Source organism: Roseovarius sp. 10 (genome assembly GCF_033100315.1).
Taxonomy (GTDB): domain Bacteria; phylum Pseudomonadota; class Alphaproteobacteria; order Rhodobacterales; family Rhodobacteraceae; genus M30B80.
Genome location: NZ_JAWLVH010000001.1, coordinates 1,352,646 through 1,378,064 on the forward strand (window position 1 = coordinate 1,352,646; position 25,419 = coordinate 1,378,064).

24 protein-coding genes and 2 tRNA genes are annotated in these 25,419 nt (G+C 55.8%); 13 read left to right on the top strand and 13 right to left on the bottom strand.

Going from position 1 to position 25,419, the window contains the following annotated elements; all coding sequences use genetic code 11:
• Positions 1 to 750, top strand: a complete 750-nt coding sequence (locus RYZ18_RS06850; protein ID WP_317655697.1) for a TIGR02186 family protein — start codon at positions 1 to 3, stop codon at positions 748 to 750.
• On the opposite strand, the gene RYZ18_RS06855 is transcribed toward RYZ18_RS06850, so the two are convergent.
• On the bottom strand, positions 727 to 2,262 hold the full coding sequence (locus RYZ18_RS06855; protein ID WP_317655698.1) for an ATP-dependent RecD-like DNA helicase: 1,536 nt from the start codon (positions 2,260 to 2,262) through the stop codon (positions 727 to 729). The two genes, RYZ18_RS06850 and RYZ18_RS06855, sit on opposite strands and share 24 nt — an antisense overlap.
• A 214-nt stretch (positions 2,263 to 2,476) precedes the next feature.
• Between RYZ18_RS06855 and RYZ18_RS06860 the strand changes: the two genes are divergently transcribed.
• On the top strand, positions 2,477 to 2,788 hold the full coding sequence (locus RYZ18_RS06860; RefSeq protein ID WP_317655699.1) for a hypothetical protein: 312 nt from the start codon (positions 2,477 to 2,479) through the stop codon (positions 2,786 to 2,788).
• Here RYZ18_RS06860 and doeB read toward each other — a convergent pair.
• The gene (gene doeB / locus RYZ18_RS06865) at positions 2,785 to 3,768 is read right to left on the bottom strand and encodes a N(2)-acetyl-L-2,4-diaminobutanoate deacetylase DoeB (RefSeq protein ID WP_317655700.1); all 984 of its coding nucleotides are present in this window, start codon (positions 3,766 to 3,768) and stop codon (positions 2,785 to 2,787) included. The two genes, RYZ18_RS06860 and doeB, sit on opposite strands and share 4 nt — an antisense overlap.
• Positions 3,765 to 4,943, bottom strand: a complete 1,179-nt coding sequence (gene doeA, locus RYZ18_RS06870) for an ectoine hydrolase DoeA (protein WP_317655701.1) — start codon at positions 4,941 to 4,943, stop codon at positions 3,765 to 3,767. Before doeA ends, doeB begins: the two co-directional genes overlap by 4 nt.
• Before the next feature lie 210 nt (positions 4,944 to 5,153).
• On the opposite strand from doeA, the gene RYZ18_RS06875 reads away from it, so the two are divergent.
• Positions 5,154 to 6,524: an aspartate aminotransferase family protein gene (locus RYZ18_RS06875; RefSeq protein WP_317655702.1), complete on the top strand. Its 1,371-nt coding sequence runs from the start codon at positions 5,154 to 5,156 to the stop codon at positions 6,522 to 6,524.
• Positions 6,525 to 6,572: 48 nt separating this feature from the next.
• Here the strand turns inward: RYZ18_RS06875 and RYZ18_RS06880 are convergent, their stop codons facing one another.
• The 3 genes from RYZ18_RS06880 to RYZ18_RS06890 all read right to left on the bottom strand — a co-directional run bounded on the left by RYZ18_RS06880 (position 6,573) and on the right by RYZ18_RS06890 (position 8,653).
• Entirely contained in the window at positions 6,573 to 8,018 is a 1,446-nt protein-coding gene (locus RYZ18_RS06880) for a methyl-accepting chemotaxis protein (RefSeq protein ID WP_317655703.1), read from the bottom strand.
• A 123-nt stretch (positions 8,019 to 8,141) separates the two neighbouring features.
• Positions 8,142 to 8,217 (bottom strand) — tRNA-Ala (locus RYZ18_RS06885).
• Between the two features lie 100 nt (positions 8,218 to 8,317).
• Complete coding sequence (locus RYZ18_RS06890; protein ID WP_317655704.1) at positions 8,318 to 8,653, bottom strand: TIGR02300 family protein; 336 nt, start codon at positions 8,651 to 8,653, stop codon at positions 8,318 to 8,320.
• A gap of 132 nt (positions 8,654 to 8,785) precedes the next feature.
• On the opposite strand from RYZ18_RS06890, the gene RYZ18_RS06895 reads away from it, so the two are divergent.
• Together RYZ18_RS06895 and RYZ18_RS06900 are read left to right on the top strand one after the other, a co-directional pair.
• A complete protein-coding gene (locus RYZ18_RS06895; RefSeq protein WP_317655705.1) occupies positions 8,786 to 9,505 on the top strand; it encodes a M48 family metallopeptidase in 720 nt (239 codons plus the stop codon).
• A gap of 22 nt (positions 9,506 to 9,527) precedes the next feature.
• Complete coding sequence (locus RYZ18_RS06900; protein WP_317655706.1) at positions 9,528 to 10,181, top strand: GntR family transcriptional regulator; 654 nt, start codon at positions 9,528 to 9,530, stop codon at positions 10,179 to 10,181.
• A gap of 188 nt (positions 10,182 to 10,369) precedes the next feature.
• Here RYZ18_RS06900 and lpdA read toward each other — a convergent pair whose 3' ends face one another.
• From lpdA to RYZ18_RS06915, 3 genes are all read right to left on the bottom strand, one after another.
• Positions 10,370 to 11,758 (bottom strand): dihydrolipoyl dehydrogenase, encoded by a 1,389-nt coding sequence (gene lpdA, locus RYZ18_RS06905; RefSeq protein ID WP_317655707.1) that lies wholly within the window; start codon positions 11,756 to 11,758, stop codon positions 10,370 to 10,372.
• 165 nt (positions 11,759 to 11,923) lie between these two features.
• Entirely contained in the window at positions 11,924 to 12,325 is a 402-nt protein-coding gene (locus tag RYZ18_RS06910) for an MAPEG family protein (protein WP_317655708.1), read from the bottom strand.
• 29 nt (positions 12,326 to 12,354) lie between these two features.
• Positions 12,355 to 13,146: an SseB family protein gene (locus RYZ18_RS06915; protein ID WP_317655709.1), complete on the bottom strand. Its 792-nt coding sequence runs from the start codon at positions 13,144 to 13,146 to the stop codon at positions 12,355 to 12,357.
• A gap of 241 nt (positions 13,147 to 13,387) precedes the next feature.
• Between RYZ18_RS06915 and RYZ18_RS06920 the strand changes: the two genes are divergently transcribed.
• The 5 genes from RYZ18_RS06920 (at position 13,388) to RYZ18_RS06940 (ending at position 18,183) form a co-directional block, all read left to right on the top strand.
• The gene (locus RYZ18_RS06920; RefSeq protein WP_317655710.1) at positions 13,388 to 14,041 is read left to right on the top strand and encodes an ABC transporter ATP-binding protein; all 654 of its coding nucleotides are present in this window, start codon (positions 13,388 to 13,390) and stop codon (positions 14,039 to 14,041) included.
• Entirely contained in the window at positions 14,025 to 15,668 is a 1,644-nt protein-coding gene (locus RYZ18_RS06925) for a capsule biosynthesis protein (RefSeq protein ID WP_317655711.1), read from the top strand. The genes RYZ18_RS06920 and RYZ18_RS06925 overlap by 17 nt, the downstream gene beginning before the upstream one ends.
• A gap of 5 nt (positions 15,669 to 15,673) precedes the next feature.
• A complete protein-coding gene (gene kdsA / locus RYZ18_RS06930; RefSeq protein ID WP_317655712.1) occupies positions 15,674 to 16,507 on the top strand; it encodes a 3-deoxy-8-phosphooctulonate synthase in 834 nt (277 codons plus the stop codon).
• Between the two features lie 24 nt (positions 16,508 to 16,531).
• Positions 16,532 to 18,028 (top strand): phosphomannomutase/phosphoglucomutase, encoded by a 1,497-nt coding sequence (locus RYZ18_RS06935; protein WP_317655713.1) that lies wholly within the window; start codon positions 16,532 to 16,534, stop codon positions 18,026 to 18,028.
• Positions 18,029 to 18,108: 80 nt separating this feature from the next.
• A tRNA-Gln gene (locus RYZ18_RS06940) sits at positions 18,109 to 18,183 on the top strand.
• Between the two features lie 34 nt (positions 18,184 to 18,217).
• On the opposite strand, the gene RYZ18_RS06945 is transcribed toward RYZ18_RS06940, so the two are convergent.
• The 4 genes from RYZ18_RS06945 to RYZ18_RS06960 form a co-directional block, all read right to left on the bottom strand.
• Complete coding sequence (locus RYZ18_RS06945) at positions 18,218 to 18,859, bottom strand: response regulator (protein WP_317655714.1); 642 nt, start codon at positions 18,857 to 18,859, stop codon at positions 18,218 to 18,220.
• Between the two features lie 242 nt (positions 18,860 to 19,101).
• On the bottom strand, positions 19,102 to 19,332 hold the full coding sequence (locus tag RYZ18_RS06950; RefSeq protein WP_317655715.1) for a hypothetical protein: 231 nt from the start codon (positions 19,330 to 19,332) through the stop codon (positions 19,102 to 19,104).
• A 131-nt stretch (positions 19,333 to 19,463) separates the two neighbouring features.
• The gene (locus tag RYZ18_RS06955; protein ID WP_317655716.1) at positions 19,464 to 20,345 is read right to left on the bottom strand and encodes a carbon-nitrogen hydrolase family protein; all 882 of its coding nucleotides are present in this window, start codon (positions 20,343 to 20,345) and stop codon (positions 19,464 to 19,466) included.
• Positions 20,342 to 21,064, bottom strand: coding sequence for an arylesterase (locus RYZ18_RS06960; protein WP_411567082.1), 723 nt, complete (start codon positions 21,062 to 21,064; stop codon positions 20,342 to 20,344). The genes RYZ18_RS06955 and RYZ18_RS06960 overlap by 4 nt, the downstream gene beginning before the upstream one ends.
• On the opposite strand from RYZ18_RS06960, the gene RYZ18_RS06965 reads away from it, so the two are divergent.
• The 3 genes from RYZ18_RS06965 to RYZ18_RS06975 are packed head-to-tail and all read left to right on the top strand — an operon-like array spanning position 21,063 to position 25,134.
• Positions 21,063 to 21,764 carry an ABC transporter ATP-binding protein gene (locus tag RYZ18_RS06965; protein ID WP_317655717.1) on the top strand — a complete coding sequence of 234 codons (702 nt, stop codon included), beginning with the start codon at positions 21,063 to 21,065 and terminating at the stop codon, positions 21,762 to 21,764. The genes RYZ18_RS06960 and RYZ18_RS06965 overlap by 2 nt on opposite strands.
• The gene (locus tag RYZ18_RS06970; RefSeq protein WP_317655718.1) at positions 21,761 to 24,301 is read left to right on the top strand and encodes an ABC transporter permease; all 2,541 of its coding nucleotides are present in this window, start codon (positions 21,761 to 21,763) and stop codon (positions 24,299 to 24,301) included. Before RYZ18_RS06965 ends, RYZ18_RS06970 begins: the two co-directional genes overlap by 4 nt.
• Entirely contained in the window at positions 24,250 to 25,134 is an 885-nt protein-coding gene (locus tag RYZ18_RS06975; RefSeq protein ID WP_317655719.1) for a serine/threonine protein phosphatase, read from the top strand. The genes RYZ18_RS06970 and RYZ18_RS06975 overlap by 52 nt, the downstream gene beginning before the upstream one ends.
• Positions 25,135 to 25,419: the final 285 nt, after the last annotated feature.

The following is a 25,419-nucleotide window of genomic DNA, read 5'->3' on the forward strand; positions in this document are numbered from 1 at the left end:
ATGCTTGTCGCAGTCTTAGTTTATCTGACCACGCTTCTGCCGGTCTGGGCCGAAGATGTGGTCGCAGGGTTCAGCCAAGACAGCATCTCGATTACGACCAATTTCTCTGGTTCCGAAATTTTGATTTTTGGTGCTGTGCGGCGCGAAGCGCCCATTGCACGCGATACAGACCTTGAGGTCGTGGTGACTGTTGCAGGCCCAAGCCGCCCTGTCACAATGCGGCGTAAGGAACGCTTTGGCGGGATTTGGATCAACCGCGCCTTTGCGCATATCGATGCTGCGCCAACATTTTATGCTGTCGCCACCAGCGCCCCCTATCGTGACGCGATTAGCAGTGTGTCTGATGTGCTTTATAGCATCTCTCTGCCGCGTGCGTTTCGCAATGTCGCTGGCGGCGCAGATCATGCCAGTGGGTTCCTCGAAGCCCTAGCCCGTCTGCGCGCCGAAGAAGGCCTCTATCAGATCAATGAAAACAGTGTCGATCTGCGGGAAGACACCCTATTTTCGACCTCTATCGCCCTGCCCGCAAATTTGGTTGAGGGAGATTACTTGGTGCGCATTTTCCTGACCCGTGAAGGGCGCGTCATCAGTGCACATGAAAACACGATTGCCGTTCGCAAAGTCGGGATTGAGCGCGCAGCCTATCGTCTCGCCAATGAACAGCCGTTGCTTTACGGGTTTTTGGCGCTCTTCATCGCCATTGCCGTGGGGTGGCTTGTCTCCGCCCTATTCCGCATGATCCGCGCCTGATTGGGCATCTAAGACCAAAGGCGCGCTTGGCACCTCCAGATCACCGACCCCAAGCGGGCTTTTGGGTTTTGACAGCATATAGCGCGTCACCCAAATCAAGCGGTTCTCGGCCCGCGTAATCGCCACATAGGCCAAGCGTTTCCACAATGGTTGGCCCGCTTCGACACGGCCCATGCGGCTTGCCGCGTAAAGATCAGGGGCAAAGACCTGCACATCGCGCCATTGGCTGCCTTGTGCCTTATGGATCGTCACCGCAGCCCCGTGCAAAAACGCAGCGCCCATATGGGCGGCATAGGGGATGAATGGTTCCTCCTCATCGGGCAGTTCAATTTTCACGATAGAGGCTGCCGAAAGGCGCGGCGCCTCGGCCCCTATGACATGCAAGCGCGAAAACCCAGGTTTTGAGCCTGGCCCAACATAGACAACCTGCGCCCCCTTAATCAATCCGCGCGCCTCCAGATCGATGCGCTTCTTGCGATGCTTCAGCGGCAATTCAATCCCATCACAAATCAGAGGTTCGCCTGGCAATAGCGCATCAGAGGGCGCGCCATGCACCGATCGGAAGCCCGTGATCAATCGCACCCGTGTGGCATTGCGCCAAACCAAAACGGGGCTGCGGGCCATCAAATCACTATCAGCGCGCGGCGAAACAACCACGCGCTCATCCCGCGCGGCCGCCTGTTCAATCATCCGTTCAAATTGCTCGAACTCAAGCGCGGGATCCCCCAAGGCATGGGCCAGATCAAGGATCGGGTTATCTGCATCTTGGCGATGGATACGGCCCAAGGAAAAAACCGCTTTTTGGTTGATCTGCTCGAACACCATTTTGCCAGACTGCCCCACGGGCGCCAATTGGGCGGGATCGCCGAACAGAACAAGCGCGGGAAATATCTCGCGCAAATCCGTGAATTGCTTATCATCCAGCATGCTGGCCTCATCGACCAGACCGATATCCAATGGCTCCTCTCGCCGTTTCCAGCCTGTGATGAAATCCGACCCACGCAAGCCCGCTGCAGCCAAGGCTGCAGGAACGGATTTATGGGTTTCATAGGTCAGGCGCGCGCGCTCGAGCGCCTCATCACTCAGGGCTTCAATCTGCGGCCTTTCCCCCTGCCCTGTCAGCCATTCTGCGACCTTTTCAAATTCAGGGTCATAAACAGGCGTATACAGAATGCGGTGGATCGTTGTGGCTGGCACCCCGCGCATGCGCAAAACGCTTGCGGCTTTATTGGTGGGGGCAAGGATTGCAGCAGACCTGCGGTCTTTTCGGCGGCGCGGCTCGAAATCACCTGTGATCAGGTCGACCCCTGCGGCCTCAAGACCTTTTACCAAGGCCGATAACAGCATTGTTTTCCCAGAGCCCGCTTTTCCCGTAATCGCCAGAACGCCTGATTGGCCATCTGAGATTGGGGTAATCGTCTCAGCTTCAATGTCCACACCATGCCCCGCCAACATGGCGGCAACATTATCAAAGGCCTCGGCCTGATCAGAGGAGAAGGTCAACGCAGACATGGGCGCACCCTAACGCCCAAGATGCCCCCCTTCCACGGCAAAAACACCGCTTCGGAGAAGTTAACCAAAATTCATGGAAAGTGTTTTTCAAATTTTGGGGTTTTTTTATTCATCTTGGCACGGCATGTGCAGCACCAGAGCGCCCGCAGGAAAAGCCTGTCGGGATACGGCTCGGAGAATCCGGCCATAATTAATTGGTACGGGAAAACCCCACATGTCCATGGAAGATGAAGAACTGCTTGAGGCAGTTTTGGCTTTGCTTATGTCTGAAACATCAGATTTCAGCGACTGCGCCAAAAAACTTGCAAAAGAATGGCCCGAAGTGCGCGTGTCCGATGTGATCGGCATAGTGCTAAAGGCCTGCGAAGTGATCGCACGCACTTTCAAGGATGGCGAAAATCGTCAAGACATCCGCAAAGGGCGTGAGTTCGCGTTATGGCTCTCTTACACGGCTTACGAACTCACCCAGCGTGGGGTCGATCCCGCGCTCATGCAAGACCTGCACAAGGTTGAGGGCGCAGATTAGGCGGCACCCATCTCGACAGCCACGACCGCTGCACAATCGCCTGATTTGATCAAGCCAGGTGCATGGCGGGCCACAAGCAAACCATCACGCTTGGCCAGAAGGCCGAGCGGGGGTTTGCCTGTGGCCTCAACAGGCCAAATGCGGGCAACAAGATCGCCCGCGCGCAGGCGCGCGCCCAAATCAACAACGGGTTCATAAAGCCCATTCATCTCGGCAAAGGTAAAACAATCCGCATCAGGCATATCTAACAGACTGCTTGGCGCCTCTTCTACCTTGCCCTGCACAACGCCCAAATGAACCAAAAAATTGCGCACCCCGCGCTTGGCAATCGCGACTGTTTCCGCGCGCGCCATCCCTGCGCCACCAAGCTCGGTCGTCACGAAGGTTTTCCCTGCGCGCTCAACCGCGCCGTCAAACATACCTGTGTCATCAATCTCAAGCATTTTAACAGTATAAGGTGCGCCAAAGGCGCGGGCGGCCTGCGCACAAGCCTGATCTTGAGCCGCATCGGACAAGACATGGCTTGCGGCAAAGGGCAGAAAATCCAACGTCTTGCCGCCTGAGTGGAAATCCAAAACCGCATCAACCCGCGGCAGGAGTTCATCGTTGAGATATGCTGCGATTTTCTGTGTGACCGTGCCCCGCGCATTTCCAGGGAAGGCGCGGTTCATATTGCCTTGATCAATCGGCGATGTGCGGCTTGCCGCCAAAAAGGCGGGCGTATTCATCTGCGGCAGAATGATGACCCGTCCCGCGACATCAGAGGCCTCAAGCGAATAGGCCAAATCATGCAGGGCAATCGGCCCTTCATACTCATCCCCATGATTGCCGCCCGTCAACAAAACGGTCGGGCCATCCCCATTGCCGATGACGCATATCGGAATCATAACATGGCCCCATGCGCTGTCATCGCGGCTATGGGGCAGGCGCAAATGGCCATGCGCCTTGCCCATGCCATCAAGGGCAATGGTTGGGGTCATTTCACAAATACCTCGCGTGGCAAGTTAGACAGGCATTCAACACCTGTCTCGGTGATCAGGATCGGCTCAGTGATTTCAAGCCCGCCATCATCCAACCACAAAGCAGGCATGAAATGGAAGGTCATTCCTGGTTTAAGAACGGAACGATCCCCGCGCCGAAAGCTCATTGTGCGCTCGCCCCAGTCAGGCGGATAGCTTAGACCAATCGCGTAGCCACAGCGGCTGTCTTTCTCGAACCCCATTTCATTGAGCTTTTTGTTAAAGGCATTCGCAATATCTTCACAGAAATTACCTGGCTTCGCTTGTTCAAGGCCTGCATGGATTGCCTCAACCACCGCCTCTTCAGCACGGCGATATTTTTCAGGCGGCTCGCCCAAGAATAGGGTTCGCGATTGAGGGCAATGATAGCGGCGATAACAGCCTGCGATTTCAAAAAAGGTCGCTTCGCCTGCAGCCATAGGTTTGTCATCCCATGTCAGATGCGGGGCGGTGGCATCCACACCTGAGGGGGTCAGGGGCACGATGGCGGGATAATCGCCCCAATGACCATCTGCACCCAAAATGCCCGTGCGGCTAATCTCGGCCACAAGGGCGTTTTTCGGCATGCCGGGCTCGGCCGTTTCACGGATGACTTCGTGCATCCGCTCCACTATTTTTGCAGCGCGGCGCATATAGGTGATTTCCTGCTCGGATTTCACCGCGCGTTGCCAATTGACCAAACCTGTGCTGTCCACAAATTCAGCATCCGGCAACCCCTTCACCAGAGCCGCATAGGCCGCAGCAGAGAAATAGTAATTATCCATCTCAACGCCAATGCGCCCTCGCACGCCGCCATGATCATGGATCAGGCTTGCAAGGGTTTCATGCGGGTGTTTTTCTGGGTTTTGCACATAGGTGTCATCATAGCCAACCACAGCGTCATCTGACATCCAGACCGTGCGTAAGGCACCCAATCCATCCATCGCGCGGCCCCACCAAATCGGCTCGCCTTTATGGCCCAAGAGCACTGCTTGATGGACGTAAAATGACCAACCGTCATAGCCCGTCAACCACGCCATATTGGACGGGTCCGTTACAATGATGAAATCCAAATTTCGCGCGGCCATCTCGGCGCGTGTGCGCGCAATACGCGCCTGATATTCTTGGGTTGGAAAGTTATGAATACGAGAAACCATCTGCCGCCTCCTGTTGGTGGGCCAAGTTTTCGATAATTCAGCGCCCACCGCTTCCCGCTTCGCGTCATTGCTTGCACCAAAAACGTCGCTTGCGCCAATCACAGTGTCGGGTCTGTGATCCATGACTTCGCCGCAAGGCATGGCACTGGGGCGGATTTTCCCTTAGGCTTGCGGCAAACGTGCCAAACCACATGACAAAGGACAAAGCCGATGCTTACCAATGATCAGCTGTCGAAATGGGATCGCGACAGCTTCATGCACCCCTCAACACATCTTGCGCAGCACGCCCGCGGCGAAAGCCCTAATCGGATCGTGCAAACCGCAAGCGGCTGTCACATCACCGATCGCGATGGAAATCGTTTTTTGGATGCATTTGCCGGGCTTTACTGCGTGAATATCGGCTATGGCCGTCAAGAAGTGGCCGAGGCGATTGCCGAGCAAGCCCGCGAATTGGCATATTACCACGCCTATGTAGGCCATGGCACTGAGGCCTCAATCACGCTTGCGCAGATGGTCATGGATCGTGCGCCCGACCATATGTCAAAGGTCTATTTCGGGCTTGGTGGATCAGATGCCAATGAAACCAACATCAAACTGGTTTGGTATTACAACAATATCCGTGGGTTGCCGCAGAAGAAAAAGATCATCTCGCGCTGGCGCGGCTATCACGGCTCAGGCCTGATGTCGGGATCCCTGACAGGGTTGAGCCTGTTCCATCAAAAATTTGACCTGCCTTTTGATGCGGTCTTGCACACGACCAGCCCCTATTACTTCCGCCGTGATGACCTCAGCCTCTCCGAGGCGGAATTCTCGGCCAAATGCGCGGCTGATCTTGAGGAGCTGATCGCCCGCGAAGGTGCTGACACAATCGCGGCCTTTATCGCAGAACCCTTACTGGGAACAGGCGGGATTGTGCCGCCGCCCGCAGGGTATTGGGAGGCAATCCAACCCGTTCTGCAAAAGCATGACATCTTGTTGATTGCAGATGAAGTGGTCACGGGCTTTGGCCGCATGGGATCAATGTTTGGCTCACCCCATTATGGCATCACTCCAGATATCATGACCATCGCCAAGGGCCTAACCTCGGCCTATGCGCCGCTCTCAGGATCCATTATTTCCAACAAAGTTTGGAAGGTTCTTGAGGACGGCACCGATGAATTCGGCCCCTTGGGGCATGGTTGGACATATTCCGCCCACCCCATCGGCGCGGCTGCAGGTGTTGCCAATATCAAACTTTTGGACAGCCTGAATTTGGTTGAGAATGCCCGTGACACGGGCGCCTATTTCAACCAAGCCATGCGCACCGCCCTTGCCGAGCATGCCCATGTGGGCGAAGTGCGCGGTGATGGGATGCTTTGCGCGGTGGAATTGGTCGAGGATCGCGACACGCGCACTTTCTTTGACCCCGCCAAAAAGATCACCCCACAGATTGTCGCCGCAATGGCGCGGCGCGGCGTGATTGCACGGGCCATGCCGCAGGGCGATATCATTGGCTATGCGCCGCCGCTCTGCCTCAGCCGCGAGGAAGCGGATACTGTCGTTAGCGTAACGACCGAGGCCATCAAAGAGGTCTTGGGATAAGCCACTTGGGATGGGGCCATGATGTGATGGCCCCATCTAAGATTTGACCTAGTCAATCAAATAGGCCAACCTCAGCCCGCCCCAGTGACGACCATTGACCGTGATGGGTGCAGAGACATCCTTCATCATTCGGAACTCGCCATTGCCCATGTCACGGCGGTAGGCCTGCAACAGAAATGGGCGTTGGCTTTGGCCTGCGGCCAATCCGACACGATCATCAAAGATGCGGCGGTTTCGGCAATGTTTCGCATTCCAAGCAGGATCACCTAATTTCTGCTGTTCACTGAATTTTAAATTATGGGTAGGAATAAACCCGTTGCGATCAATCGCAGCACAGAACACAACCGCGCGCGATAGGGTCAATACGGGCTCTTGAAGCGGCGGCAAAACTTGATCGGTGAAGCCAACAAATTTGGTCATATGCTGCTTGGGATCAGATTGCGGGATTTCAACATAACGCTCGTCAAATAAGTCGGCTTCGCTGATCTTTCGGTCACGCACAGCCGCCGCGAATATGCCCGAGATCAGCGCGGCAACCTCTTTAACTGCGGCGATGTAGGGGCTATCGACTGTCTCGACCCCAAGTCGTGCCGAGATCCCTGTCAGCGCCTCTGAATGGTCGGTTATGGTCAAAAGCGATTGGCTGGCTTTGGCCAAGGTGGCCGCCTGACTGTCCACGCTTTGCGTCATTTGGTCGATATCGACTTGTGTCTCGTTGATATCTGCATCAATCGCGCGCGCGGCCGCAACGATCTGCTCTTGGGTTTGGCGCATTTGTTCTAAGGTCTGTGGTAGGGTCTGAACATCATCACCAACATTGCCCGTATGGGCGCGGATCATCTGGGCTACTTCACTGGCTTGGGTCGCTTGCGAGATCACCGCCTGCATTTCGCTGCTGAGTTCCTCAATCGTGTCACCAATTTCGGCTGTGGCAAGACCCGCTTGATTGGACAGCTGTTTGACTTCACCTGCGACCACCATAAAGCCGCGCCCATGCACGCCCGCACGTGCGGCCTCAATCGAGGCATTTAAAGACAAAAGATTGGTCTGACGCGCAATGCCACTGACATGATGCGAAACTTTGGCAACCCGCTCCAACGAGGAGGCAACGCGCCCTAAATGCGATGCAATTTCATTGACCTGATCGGTCAAGGTCGTCACGCTTTGCATCATTTGCGCAATGCTTTGCGTGGTTTCAGAAATCTGATGACTTGCCGCGTTCGACCCATCGCGTGCTTGGGTCGCGGCAATCATCACGTCATTCCCCCGCAAGGCCATGGCGCGCATCCGATCACGGATAATATGAAAGGTGCTGCGTTGTTGCTCGGCACCTTCTGAGACATCCTGAACATCGCCAGAAACTTGGGCAATGGCGATTGACAGATTACCAACACGCCGCGCGATCCCTTTTATCGAGTCTATCGTCTCGTCAGTGCGACCCGAGGCAATAGGCGCTGCGGCCTCATGAAACTGCTTGGTTGGCTCTGCGTTCATTGCGCCACTTCCTCTATCTGGGACGTAGTCACAAGAACGGCTCGGCAGAGCGATGATTTAGCAAAAACGGCATGAAAACCGCACAAATATGCGCGCTTCTTACTGGTTTTATCCAAGGGGGTTTGGTGGAGCCTAGGGGGATCGAACCCCTGACCTCTTGCATGCCATGCAAGCGCTCTCCCAGCTGAGCTAAGGCCCCGTAACCATGCGCAACATTTGTTGCGATCTGCGGTTTATGGTGTCGCGCGGGGCAGATCAAGCGAAAAATCCGCCCCACACGCAACGGTTTTCAAAGTGGTTTACTCGTCATCATCCGAACCGACATCGGCAATGTCATCGAGCGAGACATTGTCGTCATCGTCATCTTCGAGAAGATCATCATCGAGATCGGAATCATCATCCAACACCAAATCATCTTCATCATCCAAGACCACCTCATCATCCGCATGGGCGTTGGACTTAGCCGCAGAGGCGGCAGATGGTTTTTCGGCGACCAAGCTGCGGCTGCCTTTACCAGTATCTAATGTGACCACCTCGCCCGTATATGGGCTGACGATTGGGTCTTTGTTTAGGTCGTAGAAACGCTTGCCTGTGGTTGGGCATACGCGTTTAACACCCCATTCCTCTTTGGGCATGACACCCCCTTCAATGAACGCTATCGAGAGAATTGCGATCCCCTGCCACAATGTGAATAGGGTGTCAAAGGCTTTCCGAAAACTAATGCGCGGATTGCCCGTTCGATTGACGAAACACAGAGGCTTATTGCGATGCGGCGCAAGACATCATCTTGGATTCACCAGTTGGACGGGCCACAGCCCGTTGAGGTGGTGATGAAGAAATCCGTGCGCGCCACGCGATTTTCGTTACGGGTGTCCAATCGAGATGGCACTGTCAGCCTAACCATGCCCCATTGGGCGCCAGAAGGTGAGGCCTTGGCCTTTCTGCACGCTCGCCGTGATTGGTTGATGGGGCATTTGCAAAACCGCCCCACAGCACAGCGCCCCGTCATTGGTGCGGTGATTCCCATCGAAGGTGTTCCCCATCCAATCATCGCAGGCAGTGGCCGTTCCGCAAAGCTGGTCGATGGATGTTTAAGCGTTGCCGATGATCCACGCCTGCCCATTCGCGTGGCCGCCTTTCTAAAAACCCGCGCCAATGCGCGGCTCCACACAGCCTCGGAATATTACGCGAATAAACTGGGAAGACAGTTTTCCAAGCTCACACTTCGTGACACCAAAAGCCGCTGGGGCAGTTGCTCGGCGCAGGGTCATTTGATGTATTCTTGGCGACTGATCATGGCCCCGCCTGAGGTGCTAGATTATGTCGCCGCCCATGAGGTTGCGCATTTGGCAGAAATGAACCACGGCCCAAAATTCTGGGCACATTGCGCCGCGCTTTGCCCTGAGTATCAACGGCATCGCGCATGGCTCAAAACCCATGGGAACGAGATTTTGGCTTGGCGTTTTGAGAGCTTGCCAACGGGATAAGGTTTGTGATCACATATAGCCTATGTTGATCAACCCGCGCCCAGCTGAACAAACCGCTGCCGTGGCCCATGAACGGGTCTATCGCGCTTTGCGCTCGCGCATCATGCATGGCGAAATTTTACCGGGGCGGGCAATGACGCTGCGCGGAATTGGCCAAGAATTTCAGGTATCCATGACCCCTGCGCGCGAGGCGGTGCGGCGTTTGGTCAGCGAAGGTGCATTGTTTTTATCGGCTTCTGGCCGCGTATCGACCCCAGAACTTAGTAATGAACGGATCGAAGAATTGGCAGCGTTACGCGCCTTGCTTGAGCCTGAATTGGCCGCACGCGCCCTGCCGCGGGCGCATATGGCCCTTATCGAACGTATGGAAAGCACCAATAGCGCGATTGCAGGGGTGATCCATACGGGCGATGCCATTGCCTATATTCGCTATAACCTTGAATTCCACCGCACGCTCTATTTGCGCGCACAAGCGCCCGCAATGTTGGCTTTGGCGGAAACGGTTTGGCTGCAATTGGGGCCGACCATGCGCGCCCTCTACGGGCGGCTCAACCGAACCGATGCACCGCAGCATCATCGCTCAATCCTCGCTGCATTAAAGGCTGGAGATGAGCCAGGGTTGCGCTTGGCCGTTCGGGCCGATGTCACCCATGGATTAAGGCTGCTGGCCGCCTGAGGCTGACCATTAACCATTGCTTAAACCGAATCGGGTTTTAAATGAGCCATGCGGTTTGCAGTCCCCCAATCAGGAAACCGCCGTTAGACTTGCCCAAGGTTTCCCCGACTGTTGCGCAAGTCACCCCAAAGGAAAGATGCCGAATGCCTCCCCTGCATTCGGCATCTCTTTGTTTCAAACGCCGCAAGTCAGGCGTGGATCGCCCCATCCCCACAGGCCAATGCCGCCTCGCGCACTGCCTCAGAGAATGTAGGATGCGCATGACAGGTCAGCGCCAAATCCTGCGCACTGGCGCCAAATTCCATCGCGACACAAACCTCATGGATCAAATCCCCTGCTGCAGGGCCAATGATATGAGCCCCCAAAATGCGGTCAGTGTCTTTGTCGGCAAGGATTTTCACAAAACCATCCGCCGCGAAATTCGCCTTAGCGCGGCCGTTGCCCATAAAGGAGAATTTCCCAACCTTATAAGCGCGGCCCTCAGCCTTCAGCATCTCCTCAGTCGCGCCAACCGAAGCCACTTCGGGGTTTGTGTAAACCACGCCAGGGATCACACCATAATTCACATGACCATGTTTGCCCGCGACAACCTCGGCAACGGCCATGCCTTCGTCCTCGGCTTTATGCGCCAACATTGGGCCTGCGATACAATCGCCAATCGCATAAACGCCCTTGATATTGGTCTGCCAGTGGCCATCCGTTTTGATTTGGCCGCGCTCGGACAGTTCCACCCCAAGCGCATCAAGGCCAAGCCCCTCGGTGTAGGGTTTGCGCCCAGTCGCAACCAGAACCACATCCGCAACAACCTGATGGTCGCTGTCATCTTTCTTTAATTTGTAGCTGACAGTCGCATTGGTCTTGGTCGTTTTTACCCCTTGAACAGCGGCGCCAAGCGTAAATTTCAAACCCTGTTTTGAAAGAATTTTTTGGAAATTCTTGGCAACTTCACTGTCCATACCGGGGGTGATGGTATCGAGATACTCAATCACCTCGACCTCGGCCCCAAGACGGGCATAGACCGACCCAAGCTCAAGACCGATAACCCCAGCACCAATGACAACCATTTTCTTGGGCACTTTACCCAGAGCCAAGGCACCCTCAGACGTGACCACGATTTTTTCGTCTACCTCAATGCCTGGCAGCGTGGACGGCGTTGAGCCAGATGCAATAATGATCGATTTTGCGTTATGGGTTGTGTCGCCAACCTTCACCTGCCCCGCTGCGGGGATGGAACCAAAGCCTTTAATCCAATCCACCTTGTTCTTTTTGAACAGGAATTCGATCCCTTTGGTGTTTTGGCCAATCACATCATCTTTATAGGCCAGCATACCTTTCCAATCGACCTTGGGCGCAGCACCTTTGAGGCCCATCTTGGCGAAGTTATGTTCTGCCTCGTGCAAGGCATGGCTAGCGTGCAGCAGCGCCTTAGACGGAATGCAGCCGATATTAAGGCATGTGCCGCCCAATGTGTCGCGGGCTTCGACACAGGCGGTCTTTAGGCCCAACTGTGCGCAACGGATTGCACACACATAGCCACCAGGGCCTGCGCCAATAACGATAACATCATAATCTGCCATAATCTTCGCCTCCTTGGCGCTTGGTCGTGGCCCTGTGTCAGGCCGAATTTGCCAAGCGCATAGGAAATTGGCGTGCGCGAAACAAGGATTTTCACCCCTCACCCCCCCGAAAACGGGCCAAAATAGCGCGGCTCAGGGGGTGATTTTCGGCTTTGTGATCACAAATTAAAAAACTGCGATCACAACCATAGCGATTGTCGCAAAGAACCCAACCGCCCAAATGACAGACCGCCACGGCGTGAGTCCCTGCGCATAGGCTGGCACATAAAGGATCCGCGCCACCAAATAGGCATGGGCGCAAATTTCGGTGGCAGCATTAGACGCCCCAAGCGCCGTTACCAACCCCACCGCGATGGCAAAGAGGATCAATGCCTCAAAATGGTTGTTTAAGGCGCGCTGCAATCGGCCTGCCACACCCGTTAGGCTTTTGGCTGTATCCCGCGCACTCATGGAATACCCAACCCCGACCTGTAAATTCGCAACAACGCCATACAGCATCAATTGGAATACCTGTAAAAAGAAAGCGAGGGCGAGAATGTAGAGCTCGGTCGTCAATGCGGTTTGCATGGCTAAGCCTTTCGTTGCAGCGGGCCAAGCTATCGCAGCTTGGGTGGGTTATCTGGGTCCGATCCCGGCGCGGGGCGTTCCCGTGGCTTTTCAACCTGTGGCAGATCAAAACGCAAGCCAACCTTCGCCAATTTGGCAACAAAGGCCTCATGTGACGGCAAAAACACCACGTCAAGCATGCCCGCCTCAACGCCAGACAGATGGAGCGTTTCTGAAACGGCGCGCGCCAAGGCCTCATGCGCCTCAGGCGCTGCATCGATAAAGCATAGAATATGGCTGTGACTGCCATCGGCATAATCGGCTAAGGCAAGATAGGCCCCTGCGGCCAACCCCGTCAGCCCTGCTAATTTGGCGTCCAACGCAATCAAAACATCTTGCGGCAGGCCGCGTGGTGCGTTCAGCGACACGGGGCGCGCATCTATGGATGTTGGCCCCTGCTCGGCAATATCGCGCAGCCAGATCATCGCAGCGCCGTCAAGCAAGATCTCGCTGGGCGCGACCCCAAGGTTCAAGCCCAGACCAATATCCTGAGGTGCCAACATTTTCGCCAAGGCCCGCCCCGTAAGCGCAGCATAGGGAGCTTCTACCCCGTCCACGAACTGCGACAGCCGTTCTTCGCGGTCAAAGGCCAAGACAAAGGAAACCCCCTCAGATGTCAGGATTTTTGGCTCAATCCGATCCTGCCCAGCGGCCATTGGGCGCTCAAGCAGCACGAATAGCTCAGCCCCCAAAAGGCGGTCATAGAACCGCATTCGCGGCATCTGGGCATCAGGGTCTGCTTGCATTTGCGCATGGGCATGATCCAAGGGCGTTTCGGTCATCCATCAACACTCCAACATCTTGCGCAAAAGACGCGCAGGCCAGGATTATTTCCCCCATCCCGTATTGCCCTGCCTCGGCCTGCGCAAGGGCGGGGCGCAGGATCACACCCAATCTTGCAACAAATTGCCAAACCCGCCCCACCTCACACATAATTCATAGACATAAACCATGCATAAATGTCATATATGGGAAAATGCGCGAAGAATAATCGGCGCTTAGGCAAGCAGTATAGGGCTGAGAATGCTCGAATTTGTGAATGTTTCCAAGTCGTTTTGGACGGGCACCCAGAGAAAGGTGATCCTTGATCGCGCCTCGTTTCGGGTCGATCTCGGACAGTCTTTGGGGATTCTGGCCCCAAACGGCACTGGGAAAACCACATTGATCAACATGATGGCGGGCCTTGAAAAACCTGACGAAGGAGAAATTCACCGGGGCTGTCGCATTTCCTTTCCGCTTGGGTTTATGGGCGGGGTGGTCGGGCGCCTCTCAGCCAGTGAGAACGCACGCTACATCGCCCATCTTTACGGCCTTGATGCCGACTATGTTCAAGCCTTTTGTCGATGGGTTTGCGATCTAGGTGAATATTTTGATCGGCCCCTTGGCACTTATTCCTCGGGCATGCGGGCGCGGTTTTCGTTTTCGCTGCTGCTCGCGCTTGAGTTTGACATTTACTTGATTGACGAGGGGATGCCCTCATCCACTGATGCGGAATTCAACCGCCGTGCGGGCTCTATCCTCGCGGAGCGTTTGAAATCAGCCACAGTCATTATCGTATCACACCAAATGCGAACCGTAGAGCGTTTTGCCCAGAAAGCCGCCGTTCTGCGCGATGGCGCGCTCTATCGTTTCAACAATTTGGAGGAGGCAAAGGCGCTTTATGACTACTCCACCTAAGGCACGCAAATTCCGATTAGGCAGCATTGCAGGCGGAACTGCACCCCATCAAACGGATCAAGCCGCAACCGAAGATCGTCCCTTTGACCCCAATGATGACGGATTCGGTGATCGCGTTTTCCCAGGATCAGCGGCACATGCAGCAGGCACCACATCCCTGCCCCCTGCAAATTCTGAGGCGCAGCAGATCGAAGAGGCGCTGGCCGAGATACGGCGTGAAGGTCTGACAGGTCGGCAGTTGCGGATGGCACGGCGCTTAGCGTTGAAGCATGGTCTGGAGCCCGCTTCGGATTTTGATGCGGTGCGGATGCTGCGCCAACGTGGCCTTGACCCATTTGCCCGCACGCCGATGATCAACCTATTTTCAAACAGCGGCCCTGAGGCGGAGGAGGGTGCAAGCCAAAACTTGCCCGCGCGCATTACTCGCCAAACCCTGCCTGCCTCTCCCACGGCTGCAGCCCCTATGGACGAGGCGGGCCGGCTGGCCGAAATTCGCCATGTGCAGATGGAAATCGCACGGCGGCGCAAACGTAAATTGGTGCTACTTGGCGCACGTTTGGCATTTTTCGTGCTCTTACCCACCATGCTTGTGGGGTGGTATTTCTACATGGTGGCGACACCGATGTATGCCACCAATACCGAATTCTTGATCCAAAAGGCCGAGGCACAAAGCAGTTCCTCGGGCTTGGGTGGGCTACTTGGCGGATCAAGTTTTGCTACAGTCCAAGAAAGCATCACCGTCCAAAGCTATTTGACAAGTCGCGAAGCAATGCTGCGGCTTGATGAAGAGATGAACCTGCGCGCACATTTCAGTGACCCCGCCCTTGACCCACTGACGCGTTTACCCGCCAATGCCAGTGACGAAGAGCTATACGACACCTATCTGCGTCACCTGACCATTGGCTATGACCCGACCGAAGGCTTAATCAAGATGGAGGTTCTGGCCTCTGATCCTGAAACCTCGCAGAATTTCTCAACCGCCTTGATCACCTACGCTGAAGAGCGGGTGGATCAAATGAGCCAACGTTTACGCGAAGATCAAATGCGTGGCGCGCGGGAAAGTTATGAAGAAGCCGAGGCTAATATGATGTCCGCGCGTCAACGCGTGATCGAATTGCAAGAACGGCGCGGGATTTTGTCAGCTGATCGCGAGGTTGCAACCGTGTTCCAGCAGATCTCGAATTTCGAGCTGCAATTGCAGGAAGAAAGACTGCGCTTGAGTGAACTGTTATCGAACCCTCGCCCCAACTCGACCCGTGTTGAGGTGGCTGAACGCAATATTGCAAGCCTTGAAACCTTAATCGAAAGCCTGCGCAGTGGCCTGACCGATACGGATACAGGCGAAACCTCACTTGCACGGGTGCAGTCGGAATTGATGGTGGCTGAGACCGATTTAGAAACACGCCAACAAATGCTCAGCCAAGCTCTGCAACAGATGGAGGGCGCACGGATCGAGGCCAATCGCCAAACGCTTTACCTCTCTATCGGGGTCTTTCCTATCGCCCCTGACGAGGCGGCCTATCCGCGCAGTTTTGAAAATACATTGCTTGCCTTCCTTGTGTTTTCGGGCATCTACCTGTTGATATCAATGACAGCATCCATTCTTCGCGAACAGGTATCGGCGTAAAAACTATGAGAGACGTGCAAATCGGAAATCTGACGGTCGGCAACGACCGCCCGCTCACGCTTATTGCGGGGCCTTGCCAATTGGAAAGCGCAGACCATGCGCAGATGATTGCAGGTATCCTAAAAGAGGCCTGCGAAAAGGCAGGCGCGCAGTATATTTTCAAGGGCAGCTTTGATAAGGCCAATCGCACCTCACTCAATGCCGCGCCCCCCTTGGGTTTGGATAAAGGCCTTGAGGTTTTAGCATCTGTTAAATCCACGCTTGGCGTGCCTGTTCTGACCGATATTCACGAAAAAGAGCAATGCGCCCCCGTGGCCGAGGTGGTGGATGTTCTCCAGATCCCTGCTTTTCTGTGCCGCCAAACCGCCCTTTTGCTAGCGGCGGGAAGGACGGGTGCCGTGATCAACGTCAAAAAGGGACAGTTTCTTGCCCCGTGGGATATTCCCAATGTGGTCGCCAAAATCGAAAGCACGGGCAATGATCGGATCCTGCTCACCGAGCGCGGGGTCAGTTTCGGCTATAACCGCCTCGTGGTTGATATGCAGTCTCTGCCCGAGATGGCAAAAACGGGCTGCCCCGTTGTAATGGATGCAACCCACGCTGTGGCACAACCTGGGGGTTTGGGTGGCGCATCAGGCGGGCAGCGCGAATTCGCCCCAGTTTTGGCCCGTGCCGCCGTGGCGGTTGGTGTGGCCGCGGTCTTTACCGAGACGCACCAAGACCCCGACAACGCCCCTTGCGATGGCCCCAATATGATCCGACTGTCGGATATGCCCGCATTAATTGAAATGTTGATGCAGCTTGACCAATTGGCCAAAGCCAACCCAATCCGCATTTAACCCAAGCCCAATAAGGTATTCGTCATGACAAAACCCCTCGCCGAGGTCACCCCGAATACATGGGCCTTTTTGCGCGATCCCATGATTAAACCGACCGGGTTTCGCGAATATGATGCACGCTGGCGTTTTCCCGAAGAGATCAACCTGCCAGGCGTTACTGCCTTGGGTCTAGGGCTTGGCACACAAATGCATGAGGCGGGCATCCGCCCTGAGATCGTGGTCGCCAATGATTACCGCGACTATTCGCTCTCGGTTAAAAACGCGCTGATCTTGGGTTTGATGCAGGCGGGGATCAAGGTGCGGGATATCGGCCCCGCCCTCAGCCCGATGGCCTATTTCGCGCAATTTCACCTTGATGCGCCAGCCGTGGCCATGGTGACAGCCAGCCATAACCCCAATGGATGGACAGGGGTGAAAATGGGATTTGAAAAGCCCCTCACCCATGGCCCAGTCGAGATGGCGCGTTTGCGCGATATCGTTTTGGGCGGCGCGGGTGTGGCGCGCACGGGCGGCGCGTATGAGTTTGTCGATGGGGTCAAAGAGGCCTATTTGGATGATCTCGTTGGCGATTTCAAAATGACCCGCAAGCTGCGCGTGGTCTGCGCCACGGGCAATGGCACGGCTTCGGCCTTTGCCCCTGAGTTATTCGCGCGCATGGGGGTCGAGGTGGTCGCATCACATAATGCGCTTGATTACACATTCCCACATTACAACCCAAACCCCGAAGCGATGGAAATGTTGCATGACATGGCCGACACTGTGCGTGAAAGCGGCGCTGATTTTGCGCTTGGGTTTGACGGGGACGGCGATCGTTGCGGCGTGGCCGACAATGAAGGTGAAGAAATTTTCGCCGATAAGATGGGCGTGATCTTGGCCCGCGATCTGGCCAAACATCACAAGGGCGCGATTTTCGTAGCGGATGTGAAATCTACGGGGCTTTATGCCTCTGATCCTGAATTGCGGGCGCTTGGCGCGCGGGCGGATTATTGGAAAACCGGCCACAGCCATATGAAACGCCGCGTGCATGAATTGGGCGCACTCGCGGGGTTCGAAAAATCGGGCCACTATTTCTTCGCGCCGCCTCTGGGGCGTGGCTATGATTGCGGCATGCGCGTTGCGGTAGAAATCTGTAAATTGATGGATCGCAACCCTGACGCCTCTATGGCGGATCTGCGCCGCGCTTTGCCCCAAACCTACGCCACCCCGACCATGTCACCCTATTGCGCGGACACGATAAAATACGATGTTCTCGCTCGGTTGGTGGAAAAACTCGTGGCTTTACAGGGTCAAGGCGGCTCACTGGGCGGGCAGAAAATCGTGGATGTTGTCACGGTAAATGGCGCGCGGGTGATGTTGGAAAATGGCGGATGGGGCCTTGTGCGCGCCTCATCCAACACGCCGAATTTGGTGGTTGTCTGCGAAAGTCCCGCCAGCGAAGCAGAAATGCGCGCAATCTTCCAAGACCTAGACGCGATCATTCGAACAGAACCCGATGTCGGGGCCTATGATCAAACGATTTGAGACCACGAAAATAAACCAAAGATTTTTCGCACAAGGGTCTTGATCCTGCGACCCGCGCAAAGTAACTAGCGCGTCACGGTTGGGGTGTAGCCAAGTGGTAAGGCAACGGTTTTTGGTACCGCGTACCGTAGGTTCGAATCCTACCACCCCAGCCAATTCTTCCAAAAACTGACCGCTACACCCGACAGGTCACAAAATGGCGCGCTCGCGGCTGATGATTGCGGCATGCGCCCGATTGCGCGCGCCCAGTTTCTTACAAACTGAACGCATATGCATCTTCACCGTCACCTCAGTCGTGCCCATATCGCGGGCAATTTCCTTATTGGTTAGACCATCTGCCGCCAAACGCAGCACGAAAAATTCTTTTTCCGTCAGGGGCACATCGCTTTGACCCGCTGAGGGCAGCGCCGCGCCCGTTTCTTGCATAGGCACAAAAACTTGACCCGACTCGATCAGTTGAATGACTGATACCAATGATTGCAGCGGCATAGTTTTCGGGATCAATCCCTTGACCCCCAGCTCAAGCGCAGAATTCAAGAAATGGCGATCCACTTGGCCAGTGAAAAGAACAACTTTCCCTGCGCCCGCTTTTTCGATCACTGTGCGCACAGAGGCCAAACCCACCATGCCCGGCATTTTCAGGTCAAGCAGCACAATATCATATTGCGCCTCGGCAAGTGCACTGAGGGTGCTGTCGTAGGTTTCAGCGGTTTTCACACCATAGCCCGCCCCCGTTTTCAGAAGGTTTGCGACTGCCTCACCCAAGAGGCGGTGATCATCGGCAATTAAAACCTGAAGGGCAGCAGCAGCGTTCCCATTCCCCTCGGACATTCACAATCTCCCAATAGATACGTCCACATATTCAAGATCACTTTGCCTTGTCCAACGCCTGCGACCTCGAAACTAAATACACAAAGATCATATAGAGTTATACTATATGACTACTTATTCAAAAAATATGCCAGCCTTTCGCAGCACAGCATACTTACTCGAAAAATTATAAACGATAGATAGGCATAACTATCTTTCGATACCATAAAAAAGACAACCGTCATGCTATAGATTCATGCAAGCTAAACTGGGATTGAGACGATGATGATAAACCGCGCAAGTTTTCGCGGCGCAGCAAGGCTGATGCTTTGTGGCGCATTTTTAAGCGCCGCTACCCAAAGCGCTTTGGCAAATGATGCGTTGCTGGTGGTTAAACCAGAGGCAGAAAACCCTTTCACGTTTGACGATGCCGCCCTCAGCGCATTGCCACAGAAAGAATTCACGACAACAACAATCTGGACAGACTTACTCAAAAACCATCCGTCCCCTTTGGCAAAAGCCGCGTCATCCATCGCAAAGACATCCACGCTTTCGATAGGTTTAATTTATCCCAACGCCCCAAGAAGGACGAGAGCAGGTCACGCCATCTTAGCGGTAGACACACCTATCTTTCGTTGGGATTGCGCGCTTTGGTGCGCGCATCCTTTCGCGATAGCTGATAGGGTCTTTCATTGGACAGGTTCGGAATTTGTGCCCGCGCGTGATCCGCACGACTCAAATCCAAATCGCAGATATGTAAGGCGGGCACTGCCGTGCCTGCATCCAACAAAATCTCGCCCCATGGCGCGACAATCATCGAATGACCATAGGTGCTGCGCCCATCTTCATGGCTGCCTGATTGAGCGGCGGCTACGATAAAACTGCCCGTCTCAATGGCACGGGCACGCAGCAGAACCTCCCAATGAGCTTGGCCCGTGGTCACCGTAAAGGCCGATGGCACAAAGATCATGCGCGCGCCGGCCTTGGCATAGTCGCGAAAGAGATGGGCAAAGCGGAGATCATAACACACGCTCATCCCCCACGCGCCCCAAGGGGTGTCGACCAACACCGCCTGATCCCCCGCGTCAAATCGGCTCGACTCTCCAATTGGGGCCTGCCCGTCCAGTGCGATATCAAACAGATGAATTTTATCATAGGCCGCGACCACATCCCCATCAGGCGCGATCAAAACAGCGTGATTACGGAATTTTTCTGCGCCTTCAGGTCGGATCGGTGTTGTGCCTGCTTGGATCCAAAGGTTGTGCCTGCGCGCCGCATTGCGCGCGGCATCCAGAAACGGATCTTCCGAAGCGGTCTTGACCTGTGCCAAAGCTTTCTCACGATCGCGGCACATCAAACCCGCCACTTCAGGCAGACATAAAAGATCTGCGCCCGCTGCCGCCGCATCGCGTGCAAACTCTTGCATCACGGCGATATTTGGGGCGTGGGTCGTGGCAGAACACATCTGCCCAAGAGCCACACGCAGATGATCGGCAGCCTCGCTCATGACCCGCCTGCCTCGGCGCGGGCAATAAGGTTTGCAACCTCAGGGCCAAGTGCCTCGACCACCAAAGCCACGCCCTTGGCATTAGGGTGAATGCCATCGGGCTGCATCAAATCGCTCAATGCCTCTTGGCGGTTACTTTCTGCGGCCGCGGCAATAGGCCCAAGAAAATCAAGCACAAGACTAGTCTCATATTGGGCCGCGAGATCGGGGTAAATCGCGTCAAATTCAGCCTTAAATGCGGGGCCGTAATTATTGGGCGCGGGCAAGCCCACCAAAAGAACCGGCAAATTGCGCGCAGATATTTTCTGCAAAATTGCCTCAAGGTTGGCGCGGCTAGTTGCAGGTGGAATCCCACGCAACAGGTCATTCCCCCCCAATGCCACGATCACGGCATCCACATCAGGGGTCAGCGTCCAGTCAATCCGAGACAGCCCCCCTGCGGTCGTGTCACCCGAGACACCCGCATTGACGACTTGTGCATCAAGACCTTGCTCATTGATCCAATTTTGCAGCTGCGGCACAAAACCTTCGCCTTGGGGCAAGCCGTATCCTTGGGTCAGACTGTCGCCCAAGGCAACGACCTGCACCTGTGCGGCCCCCGTCTGTGGCAGCAGCATCAGCAGCACGCCAAAGAGCGCCGCCCAGACAGGCCGCCCCTTGCCGCAGCGCGGCAAAACCCCATATCGAGATGCAACCAAGTATGCGGGGTTATTGAACATGGCTGAAACCATCCTTTCGCTTGAAGACGCGGGTCTGTCCTTGATGGGCAATGCGGGCCCTGTCGATATCCTACATGGGGTGTCTTTGGCGATAAGCAAAGGGGAAAGCGTCAGCCTCGTTGGGCCATCGGGTTCGGGCAAGTCCTCGCTCTTAATGTTGATGGGTGGATTAGAGCGCCCCACATCGGGCACAGTGCGTGCGCTTGATCATGATTTGGGACGTATGGATGAAGATGCCTTAGCGCGGTTTCGCCGCAACCATATGGGCGTTGTTTTTCAATCTTTTCACCTGATCCCAACCATGACCGCGCTGGAGAATGTTGCAACGCCCCTTGAATTGGCAGGGGTGGCCGATGCGTTTGATCGGGCCGAGGCGGAACTGGCTTCGGTTGGCCTTGCGCATCGCGCGGGGCATTATCCTGCGCAAATGTCAGGCGGTGAACAACAGCGCGTGGCCTTGGCCCGTGCGGCAGCACCGCGCCCCTCGATCTTGTTGGCGGATGAACCGACAGGGAATTTGGACGCAACCAATGGAGCGCAGATCATGGACCTTCTGATGGATCTGCAAACCCGTCACGGGGCTACGCTGATCCTCGTCACCCATTCTTCGGAACTGGCCGCAAAATGTGACCGCATGGTCACCTTGCGTGATGGTCGGGTCGTCTCAGAAACACGCCCGCAAAAAGGATCGCGCACATGATCATGGCGTGGCGAATTGCGCAGCGCGAATTGCGCGCGCAATGGCGTGGGGGGTTGCGTGGTTTTCGCATTTTTCTCGCCTGTTTGATTTTGGGCGTGGCGGCTATCGGCACTGTTGGCACAGTGCGCAGCGCAATTGGCGATGGCTTGTCGCGTGAGGGGGCGGTGATCCTTGGCGGAGACGCTGAAATGGAATTCACCTATCGCGGCCCAAATGATGAAGAGCGCGCCTTTATGGCGGCAATCTCAACAGATCTCTCTGAGACCATCGAACTGCGGTCTATGGCGGGTTTCACGGGGCCCGAGGGGATGGATTACGCCCTGACCCAATTACGGGCGGTCGATGCGGCCTATCCGCTTTATGGCGCGGCGGATCTTATACCAGATCACCCGATCCAAGAGGCCATTTCAGCACAAAACGGCCTGCATGGCGCAGTGATGCAGCAAGTGCTGATTGATCGTTTGGGCATGCAAATTGGTGATGTCTTCACCATTGGAACGGCAGAATTTCAACTGCGCGCCGCCCTTGATGCAGAACCTGATGGCGCGGCAGGCGGCTTTGGCCTTGGCCCGCGCACCATCATATCGCTGGACGGATTGACCGCCTCAGGCCTGATCCAACCCGGCACACTATATGAAACCGAAGTGCGGTTGAAACTGCCCGAAGGGGCAAATTTCGATAGCTTGCGCAGTCAGATGGAGGCAGCTTTTCCCGAAGGCGGTATCCGCTGGCAAGACAGCCGCCGCGCGGCCCCGGGGGTGCAACGCTTTGTCGATCGTATCGGCACGTTCCTTGTGTTGGTTGGCCTTGCAGGTCTGGCCGTAGGTGGAGTTGGCATTGCTGCCGCGGTGCGGGCCTATTTGGAAAATCGTCTATCCACCATTGCGATCCTGAAAACCATCGGGGCCGAGGGGCATACGATCTTTGCCGCCTATCTGATCCAAATTATTATTTTGGGCGCCTTTGGTGTTGGCATGGGTGTGGTGCTTGGGGCGGTGTTGCCGCTTGTGGCGGCTCCGTTCTTGGCCCCGCATATGCCTGTGGATTTGAACATAACCATCGCCCCTGCTGCCCTTCTTGAGGCGGCGAGCTATGGCGCGCTGACGGCGTTAATCTTTACGCTGCTACCCTTGGCGCAAACCGAACGCCTGCGCGCCGCAGCGATCTTTCGAGATGCGGCAAGCCCAGCCATTGCCACCCCGCGCAAACGCTATATCGCAGCGCTGCTTGGCCTATGCGCCGCGCTCTTGGGATTGGCGCTATGGCGGTCTGGCGTGCCGATTTTGACGCTTGGCGCAGCAGGGGGGATTGCCGCAGCCCTTTTGATCCTATGGGTGGCTGCATGGGTGTTGCGCCGTGTCTTGCGCAATTTGGCGCGCGGGCGCGCCTTGCGCGGACGGGTCATGCTGCGCGCGGCCCTCGCTGCGATTGCCGCCCCCCGTTCAGAAGCAACCGCGGTGATGATCTCGCTGGGGCTGGGCCTGTCAGTTCTGGCGGCGGTGGGGCAAATCTCGTCCAATCTACAAAATGCGATTGACCGCGACCTTCCCGAGGTTGCCCCCTCCTATTTCTTTGTCGATATCCAACCAAACCAAATTGACGCCTTTCTCACCCGCACGGCAAGCGACCCTGCGGTATCACGGGTGGAAACCGCGCCCATGCTGCGCGGCATCGTGACGGGGATCAACGGGCAAGACGCGCGCGAAGTGGCAGGGGATCACTGGGTCGTGCGCGGGGATCGTGGCCTGACCTATCTGGACGAAGCCCCACCATCTGACCAAATCGTTGCAGGGCAATGGTGGGATCAAGGCTATGACGGGCCACCATTGATGGCCTTTGCCGCCGAAGAGGCCGCCGAATTAGGTGTCGGGCTTGGCGATCAGATCACTGTTAACGTTTTGGGGCGGGACATCACCGCGACCATAGCCGCGCTGCGTGAGGTTGATTTTTCGAATGCAGGGATTGGGTTTGTTATGACCCTCTCCTCTAACGCGCTTGCAGACGCACCTCATACATTCATCGCAACAGTCTATGCCGAAGAGTCGGCAGAAGCGCAGTTGTTGCGTGATATTGCGGGCGATGCCCCCAACATTACCGCCATTCGTATCCGTGATGCACTAGACCGCGTGGCCGAGGCGCTTGGGGCCATTGCAACGGCAACGTCCCTTGGCGCAGGCGTGACCCTGTTGACAGGATTGATCGTATTAATCGGTGCGGCCGCATCGGGCGAACGGGCGCGCAGCTATGAGGCGGCACTTTTGAAAACCCTCGGCGCCTCGCGTGGGCAAATCCTGTCATCCTTCGCCCTTCGTTCCGCATTGTTAGGGGCGATGGCGGGCTTGGTCGCCCTTGGCGCAGGCACGCTTGGCGGCTTTGCAGTCATGGAATTTGTGATGGAGGCGCCCTTTCAGTTTGACCTCACCTCGGCCATTCTCATCATTGGGGGCGGTGCCTTAGTCAGCCTTGCTGCGGGGCTTGGTTACGCATGGCGACCTTTGGCCATGCGCCCTGCGGGACGGTTGCGCGCGCGCGATTAAGCGCGCAGCTGCACCGCAAATTTAGCCTTGCTTATGCGCCCATATCCGCGCAGATTTTAACCATGTTCAAACTGTTCAAGCGCACCCCCAAACCCACAGGACAGGCAGCCTTCGGTCAGGGCAAAGGCGGGCAACCGCGGCCTGAATTGGCAAGCTATATCGTGGGCGACCTTATGGGCTGCGCCAGTTTGCTTGAAGGCATTTTGGCGCGCATTGATGCCCATATCGGCAATAGTGGCGCAACAAATCCACAATTGGTTTTCGTTGGAAATTACCTGCACGCGGGCGGGCAAGGGTTAGCCACGCTCGACCGCCTGATGGATTTGACCCAAGAATTTCCAAATAACGTCACCTGTCTTTGCGGTGCGCAGGAACGGCTTTTGCTCGATAGTTTAGATGCGCCGGCGGTGCGACTTCAACGCTGGCTGCGTGCAGGGGCACCGCGATTTTTGCAGGAACTCAAGCTTGACCCGAACCTGCCCCCCGATGACTTGGTTGCACATCTATCAGAAGTCTTGGGAGAGGCGCGCATTGCGTGGTTAGCCAACCTGCCGTTGTTTTGGAAATCAGGCAGCTTGGCTGCAACCCATGCTGGCGCTGATCCGCATCATCCGCTTGACCAACAAAGCGGGCGCAATCTGATCTGGGGCCATCCTGAATTTGCCTATCGCCTGCGTGGAGATGGCCTATGGATAGCCCACGGCCATAACGCAGTCGACAGCGTAACCCAAGCGGAGGGGCGCATCGCGCTAAACACGCGCCCCGATGAAACAGGACGCTTAAGCGCTGTGGCAATTTTGCCCGATGGCAGCACCACCGAATTTCATACCTAAGAGAGAGGTGAGCGCGGATTAACCGGGGAGAGCTGATTAATCCGCGCTTTTAAGGAGAAATCGGGTGTCCCTCAGGGGTGACGGCAGGATCCCGTCAGGACACCCGAAACGCTTTGCCCATCTCAAACCACTGGAAGGGACTAACAACCAGAGACTTGGGCCTTGCGTGTAAATGGCCTTTGCGCGCGTGCCTTCGCATCGGCCCAATCAGGTTTGCGCCTGATCATGACCAAGATTTAGGGTCACCCTTGCTGAAAGAAAATATTGCATTACAACATATTTTGA

What these genes read in the sequence shown, in the direction of transcription:
- RYZ18_RS06910 (WP_317655708.1), bottom strand. Translation starts at nt 12,325, where the DNA reads ATGCAAACCGCATTGACGACCGAGCTCTACATTCTCGCCCTCGCTTTC.
- RYZ18_RS06855 (WP_317655698.1), bottom strand. Translation starts at nt 2,262, where the DNA reads ATGTCTGCGTTGACCTTCTCCTCTGATCAGGCCGAGGCCTTTGATAAT.
- RYZ18_RS06935 (WP_317655713.1), top strand. Translation starts at nt 16,532, where the DNA reads ATGACAAAACCCCTCGCCGAGGTCACCCCGAATACATGGGCCTTTTTG.
- RYZ18_RS06955 (WP_317655716.1), bottom strand. Translation starts at nt 20,345, where the DNA reads ATGAGCGAGGCTGCCGATCATCTGCGTGTGGCTCTTGGGCAGATGTGT.
- RYZ18_RS06875 (WP_317655702.1), top strand. Translation starts at nt 5,154, where the DNA reads ATGCTTACCAATGATCAGCTGTCGAAATGGGATCGCGACAGCTTCATG.
- RYZ18_RS06960 (WP_411567082.1), bottom strand. Translation starts at nt 21,064, where the DNA reads ATGTTCAATAACCCCGCATACTTGGTTGCATCTCGATATGGGGTTTTG.
- RYZ18_RS06925 (WP_317655711.1), top strand. Translation starts at nt 14,025, where the DNA reads ATGACTACTCCACCTAAGGCACGCAAATTCCGATTAGGCAGCATTGCA.
- RYZ18_RS06915 (WP_317655709.1), bottom strand. Translation starts at nt 13,146, where the DNA reads ATGACCGAAACGCCCTTGGATCATGCCCATGCGCAAATGCAAGCAGAC.
- RYZ18_RS06970 (WP_317655718.1), top strand. Translation starts at nt 21,761, where the DNA reads ATGATCATGGCGTGGCGAATTGCGCAGCGCGAATTGCGCGCGCAATGG.
- RYZ18_RS06945 (WP_317655714.1), bottom strand. Translation starts at nt 18,859, where the DNA reads ATGTCCGAGGGGAATGGGAACGCTGCTGCTGCCCTTCAGGTTTTAATT.
- lpdA (WP_317655707.1), bottom strand. Translation starts at nt 11,758, where the DNA reads ATGGCAGATTATGATGTTATCGTTATTGGCGCAGGCCCTGGTGGCTAT.
- RYZ18_RS06880 (WP_317655703.1), bottom strand. Translation starts at nt 8,018, where the DNA reads ATGAACGCAGAGCCAACCAAGCAGTTTCATGAGGCCGCAGCGCCTATT.
- RYZ18_RS06890 (WP_317655704.1), bottom strand. Translation starts at nt 8,653, where the DNA reads ATGCCCAAAGAGGAATGGGGTGTTAAACGCGTATGCCCAACCACAGGC.
- doeB (WP_317655700.1), bottom strand. Translation starts at nt 3,768, where the DNA reads ATGACCCCAACCATTGCCCTTGATGGCATGGGCAAGGCGCATGGCCAT.
- RYZ18_RS06895 (WP_317655705.1), top strand. Translation starts at nt 8,786, where the DNA reads ATGCGGCGCAAGACATCATCTTGGATTCACCAGTTGGACGGGCCACAG.
- RYZ18_RS06850 (WP_317655697.1), top strand. Translation starts at nt 1, where the DNA reads ATGCTTGTCGCAGTCTTAGTTTATCTGACCACGCTTCTGCCGGTCTGG.
- RYZ18_RS06975 (WP_317655719.1), top strand. Translation starts at nt 24,250, where the DNA reads ATGGCGACCTTTGGCCATGCGCCCTGCGGGACGGTTGCGCGCGCGCGA.
- RYZ18_RS06965 (WP_317655717.1), top strand. Translation starts at nt 21,063, where the DNA reads ATGGCTGAAACCATCCTTTCGCTTGAAGACGCGGGTCTGTCCTTGATG.
- RYZ18_RS06900 (WP_317655706.1), top strand. Translation starts at nt 9,528, where the DNA reads ATGTTGATCAACCCGCGCCCAGCTGAACAAACCGCTGCCGTGGCCCAT.
- doeA (WP_317655701.1), bottom strand. Translation starts at nt 4,943, where the DNA reads ATGGTTTCTCGTATTCATAACTTTCCAACCCAAGAATATCAGGCGCGT.
- RYZ18_RS06860 (WP_317655699.1), top strand. Translation starts at nt 2,477, where the DNA reads ATGTCCATGGAAGATGAAGAACTGCTTGAGGCAGTTTTGGCTTTGCTT.
- kdsA (WP_317655712.1), top strand. Translation starts at nt 15,674, where the DNA reads ATGAGAGACGTGCAAATCGGAAATCTGACGGTCGGCAACGACCGCCCG.
- RYZ18_RS06920 (WP_317655710.1), top strand. Translation starts at nt 13,388, where the DNA reads ATGCTCGAATTTGTGAATGTTTCCAAGTCGTTTTGGACGGGCACCCAG.